Origin of the sequence: uncultured Marixanthomonas sp. (assembly GCF_963974425.1) — a bacterium.
Taxonomy (GTDB): domain Bacteria; phylum Bacteroidota; class Bacteroidia; order Flavobacteriales; family Flavobacteriaceae; genus Marixanthomonas.
In genome coordinates, this window is record NZ_CAXBCK010000001.1 from 112,228 (window position 1) to 133,148 (window position 20,921).

Below are 20,921 nucleotides of genomic sequence, written 5' to 3' on the forward strand. Positions count from 1 at the left end.
AAATATTTCCTAATGAAAAAACTGTATTTTACCGTATTAACGATTTCATTTATGTTTTTTTCGAATGTAAGTTTTGGGCAAATTGGTGTACAAGCACAACCTGAAAACAATTTTTGGGACCACGTTCGCTTTGGTGGCGGGTTGGGGATAAATGTTGGTAATGGTTATTTTAGCGGTACGATTTCGCCCAGCGCGATTTATGATTTTAACCGCTATTTCAGCGCTGGTCCTGCGCTACAGTTTAGTTATCAATCGGGCGATAATTTCAACACCGTATTATATGGCGCGAGTTTAATTACGCTCTTTAATCCTATTCCTGAAATTCAATTATCTGCTGAAGTAGAACAGCTTCGGGTAAACCAAACTATTGAATTGGAAGGTGGTGATTTTGAAGATAACTTCTGGAATACAGCCCTCTTTGCAGGTGCTGGATATAGAAATGGAAACGTAACAATAGGTGTGCGATACAATGTTTTATACAAGGACAATGAGGACATTTACACCTCTCCTTGGCTGCCCTTTGTACGGTTTTATTTTTAAATTTCTAAAACGTCCGTTTCATTAACCATTCGCCAAATTCTCGAAGCTCGGTTTTCTTTTCTTCTGAAATTTTAATCTGCTCCAACAACTCATTTGCTTTATTGGTATATTTTGAAATTTCTGCTTGAGTAGCTTCCGCTGCACCGGAGTTTTTAAATATACGCGTTACGGTTTCAATCTTACCGGAAGGCTCCCGCGGGTTTATGGTATATAAATGCTCTAACTCTTCAGCTTGTGTCGTCTCACTTTTATTAAGGGCTGTTAAGTATAAAAACGTTTTTTTATTTTCAATAATATCACCTCCCACCTGCTTTCCAAAAGATTCAGGGTTTCCAAAAACATCTAAATAATCATCTTGCAACTGAAACGCTATCCCTAAGTTTCTTCCAAACTTATATATGTTTTCTTTACAATCTTCAGAAGCACCCGCAACAATTGCTCCCATTTTCATAGCCGCTCCTAATAAAACAGCTGTTTTATAGTCTATCATTTTAATATACTCATCGATCGTTACATCGTCGCGGTCTTCAAAATCGACATCATATTGTTGCCCTTCACAAACTTCAATAGCCGTTTTACTGAATAGTTTTGCTAACTCTCTAAAAAGTTCGGGTTCGTATTCTTCAAATAATTGATAGGCGAGAATCAACATAGCATCGCCAGACAAAATACCGGTATTTAAGTCCCATTTTTCATGAACAGTCTCTTTCCCTCGGCGCAAAGGAGCTTTATCCATAATATCGTCATGGATTAATGAAAAGTTATGAAACAACTCAATAGCCAAGGCTGCAGGCATCGCTTTTTCAAAGTCAGTACCAAAAAAATCGCAAGTTAATAAAGTAAGAATTGGACGTAAACGCTTACCTCCAATATTAACAATATATTGAATAGGCTCATATAACTGCTCAGGCTCTTTTGTTTGCACTGTTTTTTTCAATTCATCGGCGAGCGCGACGTTATATTTTTTGAGTAATTCCATGATGCTAAAAATTTGCCGCTAAAATACAAGTTGCCAAATAAACCGCTGTCTTAAATTGTAAAAAAGTTGACATCTTCTTTTTTTTATTTAACTGATATGTTAAATAATAGTAAAACTTTGGAAACTTATTTTGTTCCTAGAGTTTCCTTTATATACCTTTGTGCCAAATTATGAAAGAAAAAATTACTATAAAAGCAGCAGAAATGTTTCTCTCTCTTGGTTTTAAGAGTGTGACAATGGATGATATATCCAATGAAATGGGTATTTCTAAAAAAACTATTTATACCCATTTTAAAAACAAGACAGAACTTGTTAAGGAATCTGTATTAAAAGTTTTTGAAGGTATTTCTTGCGGTATTGATAACATCCGCATAGAAGAGAAAGATCCGATTGAAGAGTTATATGAAATTAAAAAATTCGTAATGCTTCGATTAAAAGATGAAAAATCATCACCACAATACCAACTTCAAAAGTACTATCCCGAGATATACACGATGATAAAGGCCAAAAAGTACAAGAATATGGCAGAATGTACGGTAGAGAACTTAAAACGTGGGGTTGAAAAAGGAGTTTACAGAAAAAATATCGATGTTGATTTTATTTCAAAGCTCTATTTTTTAGGGATAGACGGCATTAATGATGAGACTCTTTTTCCAGCTTCTCAATTTTCAAAAATCCAATTAATGGAAGATTATTTAGAATATCACTTACGCGGAATTGTAACTCCTAAAGGATTACAAACACTTAATAAATTTATTAACGAGAATTCAAATTAATGAAAAAACATATTTTTTTAATTGCTTTTTCCCTTTGTGCCATTTTGGTAAATGCACAAGACTCAACTCAAGTTGAAAAGCGAGCCTTCACACTAGAAGAAGCTATTTTGTATGGCCTTGACAATGGTTATAACTCACGCATCGCTAAAAAAGACGTTGCTATTGCATTAAAACAAAAGTGGGAAATTATTGCGCAAGGTCTTCCTCAAATTAGTGGAGATGCCAATTATACCAATAACCTTAAACAACCTGTAACTTTAATACCTGGAGAAGTTGCTGGAGGAGAGCCCGGAACTTTTGTCCCTGTTACATTTGGAACCCAACATAGCGTAAATGCAACCGGAACGTGGAACCAATTAATTTTTGACGGCTCATACATTGTGGGAATTCAATCAGCCAAAACCTTATTGCAAATTTCAGAAAATGCAAAAGTGAAAACAGATTTGGAAGTTAAAAAAGCCATTACCGATGCTTACGGAAATGTACTATTAGCAACTGAAAGCGTTGAAATTTTAAAGAAAAACGTTGCTACTGTTGAAAAAAACCTCAGCGACACCCAAAAGATCTTTGAAAATGGGCTAGCCGAAGAAGAAGATGCAGAGCAACTGGAAATCACCCTTTTAAATTTAAAAACAAATCTAAATAATTCCATACGCATGCAAGCTATTGCCTACGATATGTTAAAAGTAACTATGGGCATTCCAGTAGAAGAAGAGGTTGTGGCGACAGATGATTTAAATAAATTGAGTAAGGAAAACTTCAACTTATTGTTACTTTCTAAAGAAATTAATGTTGAAGAAAACATCGACTATCGCATTGCTGAAGACCAAACAAATCTTTCAGAAGTAGAGGTGAAGCTTGAAAAAAGTAAAGCGCTACCAACGCTTTCTGCTTTCGTTAATTATGGTGTTGCGGGTTATGGTGATGAATTCACATTTTTTGATAGCAATCAAGAATATTTTACACAATCCGTTTTGGGAGTTAATTTAAGTATTCCCATTTTCAGTAGTGGTATGCGAAGTGCTAGAACAGCTCAAAAACAATTGGCTTTTGAGCAATCTAAATTAGAGTTAGAGCAAACCCGCAATCAAGTAAAATTAGAAATTGCAAACGCTCGTAACGATTATCAATTTGCTTTGGAAAACTACGAAAACAAAGAGCGCAACTTAGAGTTGGCTGGACGTATTGAAAAGAAAAACAGCATTAAGTTTTTTGAAGGAATTGCAACTAGTTTTGAACTAAGTGAAGCCCAGCAGCAACTTTTTCAAGCACAACAAGATTATTTACAAGCTATGTTAGATGTTATAAACACTAAAGCAGAGCTTGAAACATTATTGGACACAACAAAATACCCTGAGACTAAAGACAACTAAAAACACCACAATCCATACAATTATGAAAAAGTTTATATACCTATTATTAATCACAATTACAGTAGCCTCCTGTGGTGGCGAAAATAAAAAAAACTCAGTAGAGAGTGTTATAGAAAGTAATGACCTAGAGGTAATACGTGAAAAACGCTCCAATCTAGTAAATGAGCAGCAAGTTCTTCAAGAAAAAATTAAAATGTTAGATGGTGCTATTTCAAAAATTGATACTGTAAAAAATGTTCCTTTAATTACAACCCTAACAGCAAAAGAAGAAATCTTTAATCACGTCTTGGAAATACAAGGGAATGTAACAACTAAAAACCTATTAGTAATTACCCCCGAATACAATGGTATTCTTACCAACGTGTATGTAAAAGAAGGACAGAGAGTAACAAAGGGGCAAACTTTAGCTAAGATAGATGATGGCGGATTAAGCCAACAATTAGCACAATTAAAAATACAAACAGGCTTAGCAAAAACTACTTATGAACGTCAAAAACGTTTATGGGAACAAAGTATTGGTAGTGAAATTCAATTTTTACAAGCCAAGTCTAATTACGAATCACAAAATGAAGCTGTTAATCAACTAAAACAACAAATAGCAAAGACTGTTGTAAAAGCTCCTTTTACCGGAACCATTGATGATGTAATTACAGAACAAGGAAGTGTCGTTGTATCAGGACAAACACAACTTATGCGTATTGTAAACTTAAAGGACATGTATATTGAAACCAATGTTCCAGAACGCTACATAGCAGATGTTACTAAAGGCAAGCAAGTAGAAGTAGAATTTCCTGTAATAGGAAAAACTATTGATACTGAAATTAGACAAGCGGGAGACTTTATAAACCCATCTAATAGAACTTTTAAGGTAGAAGTTGCTATTCCTAATGCAGATAAAACCATAAAGCCAAACTTAACCGCTAAACTTAAAATAAACGATTACACTAACGAAGAAGCGATTTTAATTCCACAAAGTATTATTTCAGAGAATGCAGAAGGTGAGCAATATATATATGTTGTTAATGAAAAAAATGCAAAAGATGAGGGTATAGCCAAGAGAGTGATCATTGAAACTGGAAAAACACAAGGCGATGTTATTGAAGTTCTTGACGGTATTGAAAGTGGCGCAGAAATAGTTCAAGAAGGTGCACGTAGCGTTAAAGACGGGCAAACTGTAAAAGTGATAAAATACTAAACCCCAAAACATGACAAAAAAGAAAAAACAAGTCGATAAAGAATTTGGTTTATCATCCTGGGCAATTGACAATAAAACTACGATGTATGTTTTAATTGCTGTTATTTTTTATTTAGGGGTTTCTGCATTCTTCAATATGCCAAGAGAAAGTTTCCCTGAAGTAAATGAAACTAAAATATATGTCAGTTCAGTATTTCCAGGAAACACAGCTGAAGATATAGAAAAGCTCATTACAGACCCTCTTGAAGACAAACTAAAGACCGTAAGTAACGTAATTGAAATAACCTCAACCTCACAAGAGGATTACGGGATGATCATTGTTGAATTTGATGAAAATATTACCGTTGAGCAGGCAAAGCAAAAAGTTAAAGATGAAATTGATAGCGAAACAGCAAGTGAAGACTGGCCAACTTTTAACGGCGCAAAAGTAGAACCTGATGTTTTTGAGTTAAGCTTATCTGAAGAAATGCCTATTCTTAATATTAATATTTCGGGTGATTATACCATTGAAAAATTAAAAGAATATGCTGAATATCTTCAAGATGAAATAGAAGATATACAAGAAATAAAAAAAGCAGATATTCGTGGTGCACAAGAAAAAGAAGTTGAAGTTGCTGTAGACATATATAAAATGATGGCTGCCGATGTAACTTTTAATGATATTATTAGTGCTATAAACAATGGTAACGTAACCATGTCTGCTGGAAATTTAAAAGCCAGTGGTCAACGTCGTACCATTCGCATATTAGGTGAAATTGACGACCCAAAACAATTAGAAAACTTTGTTGTTAAGTCTGAAAACAGCGACGCCATTTATCTAAAAGATGTAGCAACAGTTTCATTTCAAGAGGAAGATAAAACTACTTATGCACGAGAGTTTGGACATCCGGTAGTTATGCTAGATGTAAAAAAACGAGCCGGTAAAAACATGGTTGCTGCAGCAGAACAAATTCAAGTTATAGTAAAGGATGCTAAAGAAAATGTACTGCCACAAGACTTAACCGTAACGATTGCTAACGATCAATCTTCTGTAACTATAGGGCAAGTAGATGATTTAGTAAACAACATCATATTTGGTGTAATTCTAGTAGTTACTGTATTAATGTTCTTTTTAGGGTTTAAAAATGCCATTTTTGTTGGCTTCGCTATCCCTATGTCCATGTTTATGTCTCTCATGATATTAAGTTTATTAGGACAAAGCTTAAATACTATGGTCCTTTTTGGGTTAATTATGGGGCTTGGAATGCTGGTTGACAATGGTATTGTAGTAGTTGAGAATGTATACCGACTTATGGATGAAGAAGGTATGAGTAGAATGCAAGCAGCCAAAAAAGGTATTGGCGAAATTGCCTTCCCTATTATTATTTCTACAGCAACTACGGTAGCTGCCTTTATTCCTTTAGGACTATGGCCTGGTATTATGGGCGAGTTTATGATGATTTTACCTATTACCCTTTCGGTAGTTTTAGGTTCTTCATTATTTGTGGCTATTTTCTTTAACTCGGTATTGGTATCGCAGTTTATGAATACCGAAGATAAAGATATGCCTCTAAATAAAATTATAAGAACTACAGTTATTATGATTGTAATTGGCGTTCTTGTTCTTATCGTTGGAGGTGATTATCGTGGTTTAGGATCCCTTATGATATTTACAGCAATCATGCTTTGGGTGTATCGCTTCTTTTTAAGAAAATGGGCAAACAACTTCCAGACTAAAACTTTGGTTAAGTTAGAGCGTTGGTATGAGCGCCAATTACGTTGGGCACTTTCAGGAAGAAAGCCTTTAGTTTTAAGTATTGGTACATTCCTATTATTAATTGTTGCATTTATAGCATTTGGAGCTTCATTAGCAACACAACGAACAAAAGTTGAGTTTTTTCCAGACAATAAACCAAATCAAATTATTGTCTATATAGAATATCCACAAGGAACTGCCATTGAGAAAACAAATGCTATTACAAAAGAAATAGAAGAGCGTGTTTATAGTGTTATTAGTCAAGATCAATACACAGACGATGGATACAATTTTCTTGTAGAAAGTGCTGTATCTCAAGTTGGTGAAGGGGCAGGAAACCCCCAAACAGATGGCGGTTCTACAGCAGAAATGCCCCATAAAGCAAAAATTACTGCATCTATGCGTGAGTACAAATATCGTCGTGGTGAAGATAGTGAGCTACTGCGACAAAAAGTACAAGAAGCATTAGTAGGTATTTATCCTGGGGTCCTAATTTCAGTTGAAAAGGATGCCAATGGCCCACCTGCTGGATCACCTATTAATATTGAGATTGAAGGTGATGATTACAACCAGTTGATTGCCACTGCCGAAAATATGCGTGAATTTATAAACACTAAAAATATTGCAGGTATTGATGAGCTGAAGATTGATGTTAATAAAGATAAGCCTAGCATGCAAGTTGTAGTTGACAGAGAGAAAGCGGGCGAATTAGGTATTAGCGCCTCACAAGTTGGTCAACAACTCCGTAACTCCATTTTTGGAGCTAAAGCTGGTATTTATAAAGAAGACGGTGATGATTATGACATTTATGTTCGTTTTAACGAAGAAAACAGATATAATACAAGTGCCTTATTCAATCAAAACATCACCTTTAGAGATAATAGCGGGCAATTAAAAACTATTCCTATTTCTGCCGTTGCAAAACATGAAAATAATTCAGGATTTAGTGCTATTAAACACAAAGACACTAAGCGTGTTGTAACCGTATACTCTGCACTAGCACCAGGTTATACCGATGCTGGAGCTATAGTAGCTCAAATTCAAAATGAGATGAAGAGTTATGAAGGTTTACCTGAAAACATTAAAATTGATTACACAGGCCAGATTGAAGAACAAAACAAGCAAATGGCATTTTTAATGGGTGCTTTCTTTACTGGTCTTGGACTTATTTTCTTTATCTTAATTTTCCAGTTTAACTCAATATCAAAACCAGCAATAATCATGTTGGCTATTTTCTTAAGTTTAATTGGAGTATTTGGCGGTATTGTTATTACAGGAAGTGCTTTTGTTATTATGATGACGATGGTTGGGATTATCTCTCTAGCAGGAATTGTAGTAAATAATGGTGTTGTACTGTTAGATTATGCTCAACTTTTAATTGATAGAAAAAAACAGGAGCTAGATATAGATGAAGATCAATATTTAAAAACTGAAGATCTTTTTGAAAGTATTGTTAAGGCTGGAAAGGCTCGTTTACGACCTGTATTACTAACAGCAATCACAACCATTTTAGGTTTAATTCCATTAGCTATTGGACTAAACATCAACTTCTTTACGCTTTTTGCAGATTTTGACGCCAATATTTATATGGGTGGTGACAACGTAGTTTTCTGGGGCCCCTTGGCTTGGACCGTTATATATGGTCTATTAATAGCCACATTCTTAACATTAATAGTTGTTCCTATTTTATTTTTCTTATCTATGAAGCTAAAAATGTGGATTAGAAAGAAGTTTACATCTGTTGAAACAGATGAAGATGAAGAAATGAAAGAACAACCTTTACCTATAGATTAATTAATAAAGAAGAATAAAAAACCCTTTCCAAATGGAAAGGGTTTTTTGCTTATAAACTTATTTTATAATTACTGATTCTCTGTCAATGGAATTGGAAATTGAGAAAATACATCATCTTCTGGTCTATCTGTTGGAAGTTCATCTAATCTACCAAATCTTCTCATGTCAATCCAGCGATGTCCTTCAGCAAATAATGAATATCTTCTCTGGGTTAACATTTCATCTGTTAACGAAGCTGAATCTGTAGGCCCTGTATATGGATCCAATCCTGCACTTGATCTAATAATATTAAGTGCATTTACAGTTTCAGTTGAGTTAATATTTATATTGGCTTCAGCATATAATAGAACTAATTCCTCATTTCTAATAATTGGAATATCAGATATATTAGTCTCATATCTAAAAAGTGCAAAATTTCCTTCTAAATCATCTTGACTTATAGGTTCATCCAGTTCTACTACTTTTTCTAATCTATCATCATTGGCTTCTGCATCTGCAATAAAAGTAGGTTGAACTATTCGTGCATTTGCTGACGATAAACCGTCAATTGCTTGAAACAATGGATTTATAATATCGGTTTGATTTAAAGAAAAGTTATAAAAAATTCCCGTGTTTAAAGCGGAGCCGTCTAAAGAGAAAAAAGAATCGTCTAAGAAAGACAATACAGCAGGATAATCACCCTGATACGCAGCTACTCTCGCTGAAATAGCTTTATTTACTTGTAAAAAACTACTTGGCGCATCAAACCCATCAAATCCTGAGGATAAAATATATGGAAATTCTGCTCCACCATATGCCAAATCATTGGCGCCTTCTTCTAATAATGCTCTAATTCCGGTTAACGCAGCAGACTTAGACACAAACGGCCCAAGATTATTTTCATCGTCCACATCAAGTCGGATTCCATTATCATCGGTAAGGTTTAAATTCAGTAACAGTTCATAAGCAATAAAGGTTTTTAAAAATCCTTTAGTTCCCGATAATTCAGCACTTGTAAATTGTGCCGAAAGATCTTGCCCTTCAATAAATCCAATAATTAAATTAGCATTTTTAACCGTTCTATACCGTGCACCCCAAGGGCCTGTTATATAAAAGGTGTTGTTGTCTAGCATTAGGTCTTCACGTCCTAGCAAATCCCCAGTAAAGCGCGGTTCAGAATTTGAAAAGCGATAGTATTCACGCCCTATAACTCCACAATCGTCATAATAGGTTCCTAAGCGAACTCTAGAACTATAAAGAATACCTCCAACGAGATCTTGCAAATCTCCGCGCGTAAGATTTTCTTCAAAAACATCTACTTCCGCATTGTTTAGATCATTAAATTCTTCTACTTCGCACGAACCGAGGGTTGCGACTATCGAAGTGAAAAATAATATTTTAAATATATATTTTTTCATCATTTTTATTTTTAAAAGTTAACTGATACATTAAATAAGAATCTTTTTGACGAAGGGAAAGGTAATACATCCACTCCTGTAAAAATGGAGCCCCCGCCAAAGTTTGATACTTCAGGATCATAACTATTGTAATCGAAAAAGTTAAGTATATTGGTACCGGATACACCAAACTTTATACTATCTATACTTCCGTTTAGAATTCCTGCTAAAACTTCGCTTTGCAGGGTATAATACAACCCTACTTCGCGTAAGCGCACATAACTAGCATCCTCAACATGTACTTCTGGTGGTGCTCCCGGTCTGTATTCACCATTAGGTAATTCTCCAGATGGATCTACTCCAAAATCGTCATAATCATGGCTCGTTTCATTTAAATCGGTCAATAATGTAGTTAAGTTTACATTATCTCCTCCATTTTTCCATTGCCATAGCATAGTAAATTGAAGGTTTTTATATTTTAAATCACTGTTAAAACCCATTTGAAAATCAGGCTCTGCATCACCAATTACTCGTAATCCTTCAGGATAAGCCCCTACTATTTGTGTTGCACTTTGTCCTTCTTCAATTCTAAAAGAACCTAAACTTGGACCAAACGCTCCAGTATTAAACGCGGGAACATCTAACTGAGTAACTTCAGATTGGTTTTTAAAGAAGTTGACACCTAAGTTCCATTGTATATCATCTGTTAATATAGGAGCTGTGTTCAAACCTATTTCAATACCTTTATTCTCTAAGCTACCTGCATTAACAAATTGACTGGTAAAACCGGTAGAAGGTTCTAGGTTAGCTTGTAAAATAAGGTCGTCAATAGTTTTAATGTAATAGGTGGCAGATAGATTAACCCGGCCGTTAAAAAAGCCAATATCGGTACCAAACTCCAATTCTTTTTGACGTTCCGATTTTAAATTAGCATCTCCTCTTATCCCAATAAGGCTAATTCCCAATATACCATCTGTAGAAAAGGCGTTATAGGATGTAAACAATGCGCCAAAGGGTGGGAAGTTACCTGCTTCTCCATACGCTGCGCGTAGTTTAAGTTGATTCCAAGCAGATCCTTCATTCCAAAAATCAAACTCGTTTAAATTAACAGCTAAAGATGCTTTCGGGTAATAAAATAGTTCGTTTGCATCACCATTATTAGACGACTTATCACCACGAACACCCACAGTTGCTATAAACATGTCTTTAAAGTTCACTTCTTCTTGTGCAAAGAAACCAGAATCTTCCTGCAACAATCTTGTTTGGTTTACACCTGTATTAGCAGCTTGATCTACATTGGTTTCTGAAGCAACCAAACCAGTAGCTGTTATAAGCTCCGTATTTTGATCAAAATACTCTCTTGTTAAACCAAATTGAGTTCTAAAATTAATATCACTATCTGTAAAGTAATTATGTACTAAAAAAGCAGAAAGGTTATAGTTTTTATTTTGAGTATCTCCCTGAGCTGAAACTCCATTTAACCCTCCGTTAGATAGTTTTTGAAATTGTAACTCCTTAGGAAATATAGCTCTACTTTGTTGACCATAAAAGTCAATACCACCTCTAAGGATTAATTCTAGGTTAGAATTATCAGCCCTATAAATATCTAAGTTTGCAGTACCCCCCATTATAAGACGGTTTACTGTCTCTCTATTTGTAACCAAATCACGAGTTTGCAGTGGGTTTGATGAGTTATTAGGGTGATCTGGGTAGATGCCATCCTCATTAGGGAACAATTGGTCCCAAGGTCTAGTAGCTGTTAAAGCAATACCGATTGTTGTTCCAGAGTTATCGTTATTAAAAAAACCACGGTCTGATGAAGAGTAGATGTAATTAGAGCTCAAGGTAAACTTCAAAAAGTCTTCTGGATTGTGGTCTAAGTTTAAACGTAATGAGGTTTTTTCATATCCAGTATTTAAAACAATACCTTTCTCATTATTATGAGTTACACCAGCAAAAAATTTAGTTTTTTCACTACCTCCACTCATATTAAAGTTGGTAATACTTATAATTCCCTTTTCACCAAAGATTTCATCTTCATAATCGTGCAGTTGACCAGCATCACGTGCAGCTCTATAAGCGGCAAGGTCTGCCTCGCCAAAACTTTCTAAAACACGTTCTTCTGTATAATCACGCACACCTAATAAGTTAATTGCTTCACTCCAACCAGTTGTTTGTGAAAACCTGAATTTTGTTTCACCAGCTTTACCTCTTTTAGTAGTAATAATTACTACCCCTGCGGCGGCTCGCGAACCATATATTGCAGCTGCTGAAGCACCTTTCAATATTTCAATATTAGCAATATCTTCTGGGTTTATATCCGCAATACGGTTGGTAGGGTTATCTTGATTAGAAGCACTACCACCTGCAGAAGCTGCAGAAACAGTATTTAGTCCTGCTGCGATGGAAGAGTTATCTACATAAACCCCATCAATAATATAAAGAGGCTGTGTATTACCTTGTATGGAAGTTGCCCCTCTTAACTTAACAGAAAGCCCTCCTCCCGGAGCACCTGAGTTTGCATTCACAACAGCACCAGGAAACTTACCATATAAAGCTCCATCTAATGTAGGTGGAGGCGTTGTTCCTGTAATTTGTTCCGCCGAAAGTGACGCTACGGCATTTGCAGAATTAGTTCGTTTAACAGATGTCGCTAAACCAGTTACAACTACTTCTTCTAATGCCTGAGCAGACTCTCCCAACGTTATATTTATAGGGTTTCTGTTAATAGCCTGAAATTCTTGGCTTTTAAAACCCAGTGAAGAAAATACTAAAACTACGGGCACTTCACTTACTTCAATGGTAAATTTACCATCCACATCGGTTGTTGTTCCATTACTTGTCCCTTTTTCAATTACATTGACAAAGGGGACGGTTTCTCCATTTTCATCATTCACTGTTCCCGTTAAGGTTGTCTGTGAAAAGGCAAAAAACGGTAATAGTAAAATTAAGAACAGGAGATACCTGTGACTAAAGTTGTTTTGTTGTTAATACCTCGAATTTACTAAACATTTCTTAACAAATTATCATTACTACTGTTATTTATACACATTATTATTAACCACCAATAATGATTTCAAATATTCTTAGATAAATCTTCCCAAGTTTCTTTATCTTATTAAATTTGCAATTCAATTTTCTGAATATGTATAGAACGCACAACAACGGCGAGTTAAGAGCTAAAAATATTAATACCGAAGTAACCCTATCAGGTTGGGTTCAAAAAATTCGGGATAAAGGTTTTATGGGCTGGGTAGATTTGAGAGATCGATATGGAATTACCCAACTAATATTTGACGAAGAGCGAACTCCTAAAGAAGTGATGGACAAAGCTTCTAAAGTAGGAAGAGAATTTGTTATCCAAGTTACTGGAACCGTAATTGAGAGGGAATCTAAAAATCCTAATATGCCTACTGGCGATGTGGAAATATTAGTTTCTGAAATTTCTGTTTTAAACACCTCATTAACACCACCATTTACTATTGAAGACAAAACGGATGGCGGGGAGGATTTACGTATGAAATATCGATATCTTGATATTCGTAGAAATCCCGTTCGCAATAAGCTAGTTTTTCGCCATAAAGTAACTATGGCTGTTAGAAATTACCTGTCAGAAAAAGATTTTGTGGAGGTTGAAACCCCTTATCTTATTAAATCTACTCCTGAAGGCGCTCGCGATTTCGTAGTGCCTAGCCGAATGAATGAAGGTCAGTTTTACGCCTTGCCACAATCACCACAAACCTTTAAGCAATTGCTTATGGTTGGCGGAATGGATAAATACTTTCAAATAGTAAAATGTTTCCGTGATGAAGATCTTCGTGCCGATCGCCAACCAGAGTTTACGCAAATTGACTGCGAAATGGCTTTCGTAGAACAAGAAGACATCTTAAATATTTTTGAAGGGCTAACACGCCACCTACTAAAACAAATAAACGATGTTGAAATAGGTGATTTCCCAAGAATGACATACGACGAAGCCATGCGACGCTACGGAAACGACAAACCTGATATCCGTTTTGGGATGGAGTTTGGCGAGTTAAACGCAGTAGCGCAACATAAAGATTTTAAGGTATTTAATTCAGCTGAATTAGTGGCCGGAATAGCTATTCCCGGCGGAAACAGTTTTTCTCGAAAAGAAATCGATAAATTAATAGATTGGGTAAAGCGACCACAAGTAGGAGCTTTAGGAATGGTTTACGTGCGTTGTAATGACGACGGAAGTTATAAATCTTCCGTTGATAAATTTTACGATCAAGATGATTTGGCAAAATGGGCCGAAGCAACAGGAGCCAAAGCAGGCGATTTAATCTGTGTCCTTTCTGGTGAAATTAATAAAACGCGTTCGCAATTAAGTGTCCTGCGTATGGAAATGGCAGAACGCTTAGGGCTAAGAAAAGCTGATGAGTTTGCCCCTTTATGGGTTATCGATTTTCCATTACTAGAATGGGATGAAGAAACAGAGCGTTACCACGCGATGCACCACCCCTTCACATCTCCAAAACCTGGCCAAATGGAATTACTAAAAACGAATCCAGGTGCTGTAAAAGCCAACGCATATGATTTGGTTTTAAACGGAAACGAAATTGGCGGAGGCTCTATTCGTATTCATGATAAAGAAGTACAATCAAAAATGTTTGATTATTTAGGCTTTACCCCTGAAGAAGCAAAAGCACAATTTGGCTTTTTAATGGATGCCTTCCAATATGGAGCACCTCCACACGGTGGTCTTGCTTTTGGTTTAGACAGATTAGTTGCTATTTTAGGCGGTCAAGAAACCATCCGTGATTTTATTGCTTTCCCTAAAAACAATGCAGGTCGTGATGTTATGATAGATGCTCCTGCAGCAATTGACAAAGAGCAGCTTAAAGAACTTAACTTAGCGATCACCCTTAAACCTTAAGATGAATTGGAAAAAAACCTTTAAGGTTTCAGCAATTATAATTGGGTCACTTGTTGTTATAGGTGGTGTTTTTGTCGGCTATATCTATTACAAATATTACGGGAAATTTTCAGTAGACGAAAAAAAATATTCACACCATATTGGTTATATAAATCCTGAAAAGGCTTTGCTAACGGAAAATTTTCAGCTTTGTGACGTTGGAATCGCAGGAATTCATTCTAGTTCGCAGCCTAAAATATATAAAGGAGGTAAATATACTTTCAGAAACTATATTCAAGAGCATTATACAAATGATTCTTATACCGATAGTGGTTTTTTAGTATTTCGGTTTCATATAAACTGTAACGGGGAAACAGGAAATGTAGTTGTTTCTGAATTGAACCAAGATATGCAACCTATTTCTATGAATGATGATATGGTTCAGCAGCTATTAAAACTCACTGTTAGAAAAGAAAACTGGCAAGTTGGTTATATAAAAAGCGAAGATGGAAACGCCTGCAACCATTATATGTACATACTTTATAAAATTGAAAATGGGGAACTACTTGAAATATTACCTTAGTTTATTTTGTTTGGTATTGTTGTTTTCATGTGCTGAAAGTGATGATTATTCAAAATTGTCTAAAATCGAACGGAAAAAACTTTCTGAAAAGGTATTTAAAGAAGGCAGCCATCTTTTTCAAGGTTCACCTAAAAGTATGACCCGAATTGCAAAAGCTATTGAAATAGACTCCAATAACTGTGATGCCGTACGCGAACTTTCTGTGGCGTATTTAAAAAGAGGGATGCCCAATAAATGGAAAACACAGATAGATAAAGCTGTTGAATGCGATCCTGTTATTTGGCAACCTTATAGAGGGTACAACTACCTATGGTTTTACCGTGATTACAAAAAAGCAATTGCAGATTTTAATGCCAGCGATACCCTAACCCCAAACTTTGTAGACGCCCCACAAGGTCACAGTGTAGATTATTGGCGTGGTATTGCCTACCTAGGATTGAAAGACCATGAAAACTCGATAGCTTATTTCAGTAAAAACATAGATGCTGAAACCGAAGAATACGGCGAAGATTGGGTAGAGCCAACTGCTTTTTTATTTAGAGGCATTGCTTATTATGAACGTAATGAATTTAAAAAAGCAATAGCAGATTTTGATAAAGTATTGTTATATAATAACAATCGCTCTGCCGATGCAAAATACTATAAAGCGCTTATTTTACAATCTGAAGGTGAAAATAAAGAAGCGGTAGCATTAACCAATAATGCTATGGAGGATTTTAAAGCAGGTAGTTATAATAATAGGCATTATGTTGAAACTCTACGACAATTGTACCTAAAAAACTTTACAGAATTATTACGCGAATTGGAAAACTAACCTTATAATAGTCATAATTTAAAATACTTTTTTGTACTCTATACTTATCGTTAAAAAACAATAACAAGTACATACCAACTCTTTATTTATATCTTTATACAATGCCAGAGTCTAAAACGTTTCTGTCCAAATTTTTAAAGTGGAGATATAAACATATTTCCCAAAAAAACTTTGTACTTATTTTAAGCGCTTTAGTAGGCTTATTAGCGGGTATTGTATCATTATCTTTAAAAAACATAACCTTTACAATTCAGTCTTTTTTTGAGCACGCTCTTATCATTACTGAAAACCATATCTATTTTGTTTTACCTTTTGTAGGGCTATTACTAGTCTATCTACTGAAAAAATACGTTTTGGTGAAAGAGTTAAAACCCTCTGTTCCTTCATTTATAAAACGGTCTATCCCTTCGCTTCTCTATTCTTTATTAAGGCAAAAAGGATTATTATCCTATAGATTAATTTATCACCCCTTAATTATGGCACCACTAACAGTTGGTTTTGGTGGATCTGTGGGACTATTAGGACCTGCAATTACATCTGGTTCTGCTATAAGTTCAAATTTGGGCAGGATATTGCACGTCGATAAAAAAACACGAACCCTTTTAATCGCCTGTGCTACATCTGGAGTAATGGCGTCGATGTTTAAATCTCCCATTGCAGCCATTGTATTTGCAGTAGAAGTTTTTAGTTTAGACTTAACATTTGCCTCTTTGTTACCGCTGCTTATTGCTTCTATTTCGTCAGTCTTAACCTCTTTTTTCTTTTTAGGAGACGAATTGCTTTTCAATATACAAACCTCAAATAAGTTTTTAATAAATGACACACTCTTTTATATTCTGTTAGGTGTTGGTACCGGGATAGCATCAATTTATTTCACAAAAATATATTTTGCCATATATGGTTTCTTCGATCATATTAAATCAAGGTTTTTAAAGCTTTTGGTCGGAGGTCTTGCTATTGGCATTATGCTTTATTACATCCCGCCATTATACGGGGAAGGTTTAAGTTTTATTTCAGATTTATTAGAAGGGAATCATTTGCACGCTTTAGGAAGCACACCATTCGGTGATGCTACAGATAATATCTGGATAGTGATTGCTTTATTATTTGGAATCACTTTTTTCAAGGCAATCGCCATGACCACTACTTTTGCCGCTGGTGGAGTTGGTGGAGTTATTATTCCTACTATGGTTATGGGGAGTGCTTTGGGTAATGTAATAGCAAAAATAATAAACAACTTAGGGTTGGGTTTTTATGTTTCTGAAGCTAACTTTACATTAATTGGAATGGCAGGTTTAATTGCTGGAGTGATTAACGCGCCCTTAACTGCTATTTTCTTAATAGCTGAAATTACTGGAGGTTATGAGCTTTTTGTTCCTTTAATGATTACAGTTGCTATCTCATATATGATTACCAAAAAAGGAATGGAACATACTATATACACTCATGAGCTCGCAAAAAGAGATGCCTTATTAACATATAACCGAGATAAAAACGCATTACTTTTAATGGAACTTGATAAAGTTATAGAACAGAATTTTATAAGTATTACTCCAGAAATGAAGTTAGGCGAAATTTTAGACTATGCAGTTGCAAAATCAAACAGGAATATCTATCCTGTAGTAGATAAAGACAATACCTTTTTAGGCATTATTTTACTGAACGACCTCCGTAAAATCATGTTCGATCAAAAATTATATGATAAGGTGACAGCAAAAGATTTAATGGAAAGTGCTCCTTCTTTAATTTTTTATAAGGAAGACACTATGCAAGAAATAATGAAAAAGTTTGAAGCCAGTGGCGCTTGGAATCTACCTGTAATTAATAAGGGAAAATATTACGGTTTTATTTCAAAATCTAAATTACTTACTGCTTATCGTAGAAAATTAATTGATTTTTCAGGAAACTAATAAAACATTTATGAGATCTGTTTTAATTATAGTATTTATAGCAATTGTTGGTTGTGGTAGTTATGGGTTTTACATCCGTCCAGAAGATTACAGTACGGGTGAGCTCTGTGTAGGCCTTTCCATAGTTGGTTTATTTTTTGTTTGGATGCCGCTTTTTATTTACCATAGATGGCGAAAAAGAAATTTTAAAGACTATATGCTTACCAAAGAAAACCTTGATAAAATGAGAGAAAAAGGAAAAGAAGAAAAGATGTAAATAGACTACTTTTTTCACTTTTTTTACATTTTTTTAACGTTTCAGCCTAAATTAATAGTACCTTTGGGTTATTATTAATTTATTTTTTTATTACAATGGAAGGAACAGTAAAGTTTTTTAACGAATCTAAAGGTTACGGATTTATCACAAATGATGAAACCGGAAAAGACATTTTTGTACACGTTACCGGTCTTAATGGCGAAGCTCTTAACGAAGGTGACAAAGTAGAATATGTTGAAGAAGAAGGAAGAAAAGGAATGACTGCAGCTCAAGTACGCGTTATTCACTAAGTGATATACTTTTACAGATTTTATCAAACCCTCCACAAAATGGAGGGTTTTTTAGTGCCTTTAATTCATATTTCGCTTTTCAATAAAAAACTTTTTAAGCAATTGTGAAGCCTCTTCTTCTAGAACCCCGCCACTCATCTTGGTTTTAGGATGCAGTTTTGTGTTCATTGTAATACAGCCTCGCTGTTCATCTCTTGCTCCGTATACTATTTTATCAATTTGGCTCCAATACAACCCTCCCGCACACATTTGGCAAGGCTCAATGGTAACATACAATGTACATCCTTTCAAGTATTTACCTCCTAAATAATTTGCTGCAGCAGTTATAGCCTGCATTTCGGCGTGGGCAGTAACATCGTTTAGCGTCTCAGTAAGATTATGGGCCCGAGCAATTATCTGGTTATTTACAACAATTACAGCTCCAATAGGTATTTCATCTTTTTCAAAAGCTGCTTCAGCTTCCATAAGAGCGCGTTTCATAAAATAAGTGTCGTCGTAGGGTTCTAATAAATCCATGAGTATCTTTTATAGAATATTCAAAAGTACAATATCAAAATGTATCTTTGTTATGTGTCAAAAAAGATATTAGATAGTATTCAATTTCCCAAAGACCTTCGGAAGGTTTCAAAGGAAAAATTACCGCAAGTTGCAAAAGAACTGCGTGATTTCATTATTAATATCGTAGCAACCAAAGAAGGCCATTTAGGAGCCAGCCTCGGTGTTGTAGAACTCACTATTGCCTTGCATTACATTTTTAAAACACCAGATGATATTTTAGTATGGGATGTGGGGCATCAAGCATATGGACATAAAATTTTGACTGGAAGAAAAGATAGTTTCCACACAAATAGAAAACTGAACGGAATTTCTGGGTTTCCTAAAATAGGTGAAAGCAACTATGATGCTTTCGGTGTTGGACATAGCAGTACGGCAATTTCGGCAACCTTAGGTATGGCCATTGCTTCACAAATTAAAGGAGAAATACAAAAACAACATATTGCAATAGTAGGTGATGCTTCCATAGCTAGTGGAATGGCTTTTGAAGCCTTAAACCACGCAGGAATCGCCAATACTAATATTTTGGTCATTCTTAATGACAATGCTATTGGCATAGACCCAAGTGTTGGGGCACTTAAAGACTACCTAACAAAGGTCACCTTAGATGGAGCGCCAGAGACAGATAACATTTTCGAAGCCTTGAACTTTAATTATTCTGGTCCTGTTGATGGTCATAATTTAGAAGAATTGACTTTAGAATTGGAGCGTTTGAAAAACGTTTCCGGTCCTAAATTAATGCACGTCATCACCAAAAAAGGGAAAGGATTACGTCAAGCGGAAGAGAACCAGGTGGAATATCATGCCCCAGGAAAGTTTGATGCGCTTACCGGTGATTTATTGCCAAGGGATAGCAACGGACTTCCTCCTAAATTTCAAGATGTTTTTGGTGAAACAATCGTAGAACTGGCTAAAGAAAACGAAAATATAGTAGGCATTACACCAGCTATGCCAACAGGAAGTTCGCTAAAATACTTTATGGAAACCTTCCCCGAACGCGCTTTCGATGTTGGTATTGCTGAACAACACGCTGTTACGCTTTCTGCTGGTCTTACTACACAAGGTCTGACCGTTTTCTGTAATATTTATTCTACATTTTTACAACGTGCTTACGACCAAGTGATTCACGATGTTTGTTTACAAAACCTACCCGTGATATTCTGTTTAGATAGAGCTGGTATTGTTGGTGAGGACGGTGCCACACACCACGGTATTTTCGATCTTGCTTTTTTACGATGCATTCCTAACCTCATCATTTTTGCTCCTAGAAACGAAATTGAACTCCGGAACATCCTTTATACAGCTCAATTAGGGCTTAAAAACCCAATTGCCATTCGGTATCCACGTGGGAGAGGCTCCATAAAAGATTGGAAAAAACCGTTTTCTGAAATTGAAACAGGAAAAGGAGTTTGCCTACAAAAAGGTTCTGAAGTAGCTATCTTGACCATTGGTACAATATCTGAAACAGTTTTGAATGCTCTTAAAAGTATTTCAGAAAAAGAAAAAGTGGCCGTGTATGATATGCGCTTTATAAAACCATTGGACACTGAATTATTGAATGCTATTTTCAAAAAATACCAAACCATCATCACCGTAGAAGATGGCGTAATTAAAGGCGGATTTGGAAGTGGTGTTTTGGAATACGCTTCAGAAAAAAACTATAAAGGAACCGTCAAAATACTTGGGATTTCAGATTACTTCCCCCAACACGGAACGGTTGATGAATTGAAAGATGAAGCAGGGGTTTCTATAGGAAAAATCAAACAAATTATTTTAAAATGTATACAGTAAATTATGGAATTATTCAATTTCTGTAAGTCTTGTAGGAAAAAAGATCATATTCTTACAAAACAATGAACTATCTAT

General features: G+C 35.4%; 16 protein-coding genes. 12 read left to right on the top strand and 4 right to left on the bottom strand.

The annotated features are described in order from the left end of the window. Positions 1-12: 12 nt before the first annotated feature. Positions 13-540 carry a hypothetical protein gene (locus tag AACZ92_RS00465; protein WP_339695609.1) on the top strand — a complete coding sequence of 176 codons (528 nt, stop codon included), beginning with the start codon at positions 13-15 and terminating at the stop codon, positions 538-540. 4 nt (positions 541-544) lie between these two features. On the opposite strand, the gene AACZ92_RS00470 is transcribed toward AACZ92_RS00465, so the two are convergent. Continuing rightward, on the bottom strand, positions 545-1,519 hold the full coding sequence (locus AACZ92_RS00470) for a polyprenyl synthetase family protein (protein ID WP_339695612.1): 975 nt from the start codon (positions 1,517-1,519) through the stop codon (positions 545-547). 170 nt (positions 1,520-1,689) lie between these two features. On the opposite strand from AACZ92_RS00470, the gene AACZ92_RS00475 reads away from it, so the two are divergent. The 4 genes from AACZ92_RS00475 to AACZ92_RS00490 are packed head-to-tail and all read left to right on the top strand — an operon-like array spanning position 1,690 to position 8,392. Then, positions 1,690-2,295 carry a TetR/AcrR family transcriptional regulator gene (locus tag AACZ92_RS00475; protein ID WP_339695615.1) on the top strand — a complete coding sequence of 202 codons (606 nt, stop codon included), beginning with the start codon at positions 1,690-1,692 and terminating at the stop codon, positions 2,293-2,295. Next, a complete protein-coding gene (locus tag AACZ92_RS00480; protein WP_339695618.1) occupies positions 2,295-3,668 on the top strand; it encodes a TolC family protein in 1,374 nt (457 codons plus the stop codon). Before AACZ92_RS00475 ends, AACZ92_RS00480 begins: the two co-directional genes overlap by 1 nt. 22 nt (positions 3,669-3,690) lie before the next feature. Beyond that, positions 3,691-4,863 carry an efflux RND transporter periplasmic adaptor subunit gene (locus tag AACZ92_RS00485; RefSeq protein ID WP_339695621.1) on the top strand — a complete coding sequence of 391 codons (1,173 nt, stop codon included), beginning with the start codon at positions 3,691-3,693 and terminating at the stop codon, positions 4,861-4,863. A 10-nt stretch (positions 4,864-4,873) separates the two neighbouring features. Continuing rightward, a complete protein-coding gene (locus AACZ92_RS00490) occupies positions 4,874-8,392 on the top strand; it encodes an efflux RND transporter permease subunit (protein ID WP_339695624.1) in 3,519 nt (1,172 codons plus the stop codon). Between the two features lie 68 nt (positions 8,393-8,460). Here the strand turns inward: AACZ92_RS00490 and AACZ92_RS00495 are convergent, their stop codons facing one another. Both AACZ92_RS00495 and AACZ92_RS00500 read right to left on the bottom strand, forming a co-directional pair. Beyond that, positions 8,461-9,789, bottom strand: coding sequence for a RagB/SusD family nutrient uptake outer membrane protein (locus AACZ92_RS00495; RefSeq protein ID WP_339695627.1), 1,329 nt, complete (start codon positions 9,787-9,789; stop codon positions 8,461-8,463). A gap of 11 nt (positions 9,790-9,800) precedes the next feature. Continuing rightward, positions 9,801-12,725: a SusC/RagA family TonB-linked outer membrane protein gene (locus tag AACZ92_RS00500; protein WP_339695748.1), complete on the bottom strand. Its 2,925-nt coding sequence runs from the start codon at positions 12,723-12,725 to the stop codon at positions 9,801-9,803. 188 nt (positions 12,726-12,913) lie between these two features. On the opposite strand from AACZ92_RS00500, the gene aspS reads away from it, so the two are divergent. From aspS to AACZ92_RS00530, 6 genes are all read left to right on the top strand, one after another. Further along, positions 12,914-14,668: an aspartate--tRNA ligase gene (gene aspS / locus AACZ92_RS00505; protein WP_339695630.1), complete on the top strand. Its 1,755-nt coding sequence runs from the start codon at positions 12,914-12,916 to the stop codon at positions 14,666-14,668. 1 nt (position 14,669) lies between these two features. Then, positions 14,670-15,230 (top strand): hypothetical protein, encoded by a 561-nt coding sequence (locus tag AACZ92_RS00510; protein ID WP_339695633.1) that lies wholly within the window; start codon positions 14,670-14,672, stop codon positions 15,228-15,230. Next, positions 15,214-16,044 (top strand): hypothetical protein, encoded by an 831-nt coding sequence (locus AACZ92_RS00515; RefSeq protein ID WP_339695636.1) that lies wholly within the window; start codon positions 15,214-15,216, stop codon positions 16,042-16,044. Before AACZ92_RS00510 ends, AACZ92_RS00515 begins: the two co-directional genes overlap by 17 nt. 101 nt (positions 16,045-16,145) lie before the next feature. After that, positions 16,146-17,954: a chloride channel protein gene (locus AACZ92_RS00520; protein WP_339695639.1), complete on the top strand. Its 1,809-nt coding sequence runs from the start codon at positions 16,146-16,148 to the stop codon at positions 17,952-17,954. A gap of 10 nt (positions 17,955-17,964) precedes the next feature. Continuing rightward, the gene (locus AACZ92_RS00525; RefSeq protein ID WP_339695641.1) at positions 17,965-18,210 is read left to right on the top strand and encodes a hypothetical protein; all 246 of its coding nucleotides are present in this window, start codon (positions 17,965-17,967) and stop codon (positions 18,208-18,210) included. 95 nt (positions 18,211-18,305) lie between these two features. Next, positions 18,306-18,500 (top strand): cold-shock protein, encoded by a 195-nt coding sequence (locus tag AACZ92_RS00530; RefSeq protein WP_339695644.1) that lies wholly within the window; start codon positions 18,306-18,308, stop codon positions 18,498-18,500. Positions 18,501-18,560: 60 nt separating this feature from the next. Here AACZ92_RS00530 and AACZ92_RS00535 read toward each other — a convergent pair whose 3' ends face one another. Beyond that, complete coding sequence (locus AACZ92_RS00535) at positions 18,561-19,016, bottom strand: nucleoside deaminase (RefSeq protein ID WP_339695647.1); 456 nt, start codon at positions 19,014-19,016, stop codon at positions 18,561-18,563. Between the two features lie 54 nt (positions 19,017-19,070). Between AACZ92_RS00535 and AACZ92_RS00540 the strand changes: the two genes are divergently transcribed. Then, positions 19,071-20,846, top strand: a complete 1,776-nt coding sequence (locus AACZ92_RS00540; protein ID WP_339695650.1) for a 1-deoxy-D-xylulose-5-phosphate synthase — start codon at positions 19,071-19,073, stop codon at positions 20,844-20,846. The last annotated feature ends 75 nt before the right edge of the window (positions 20,847-20,921 follow it).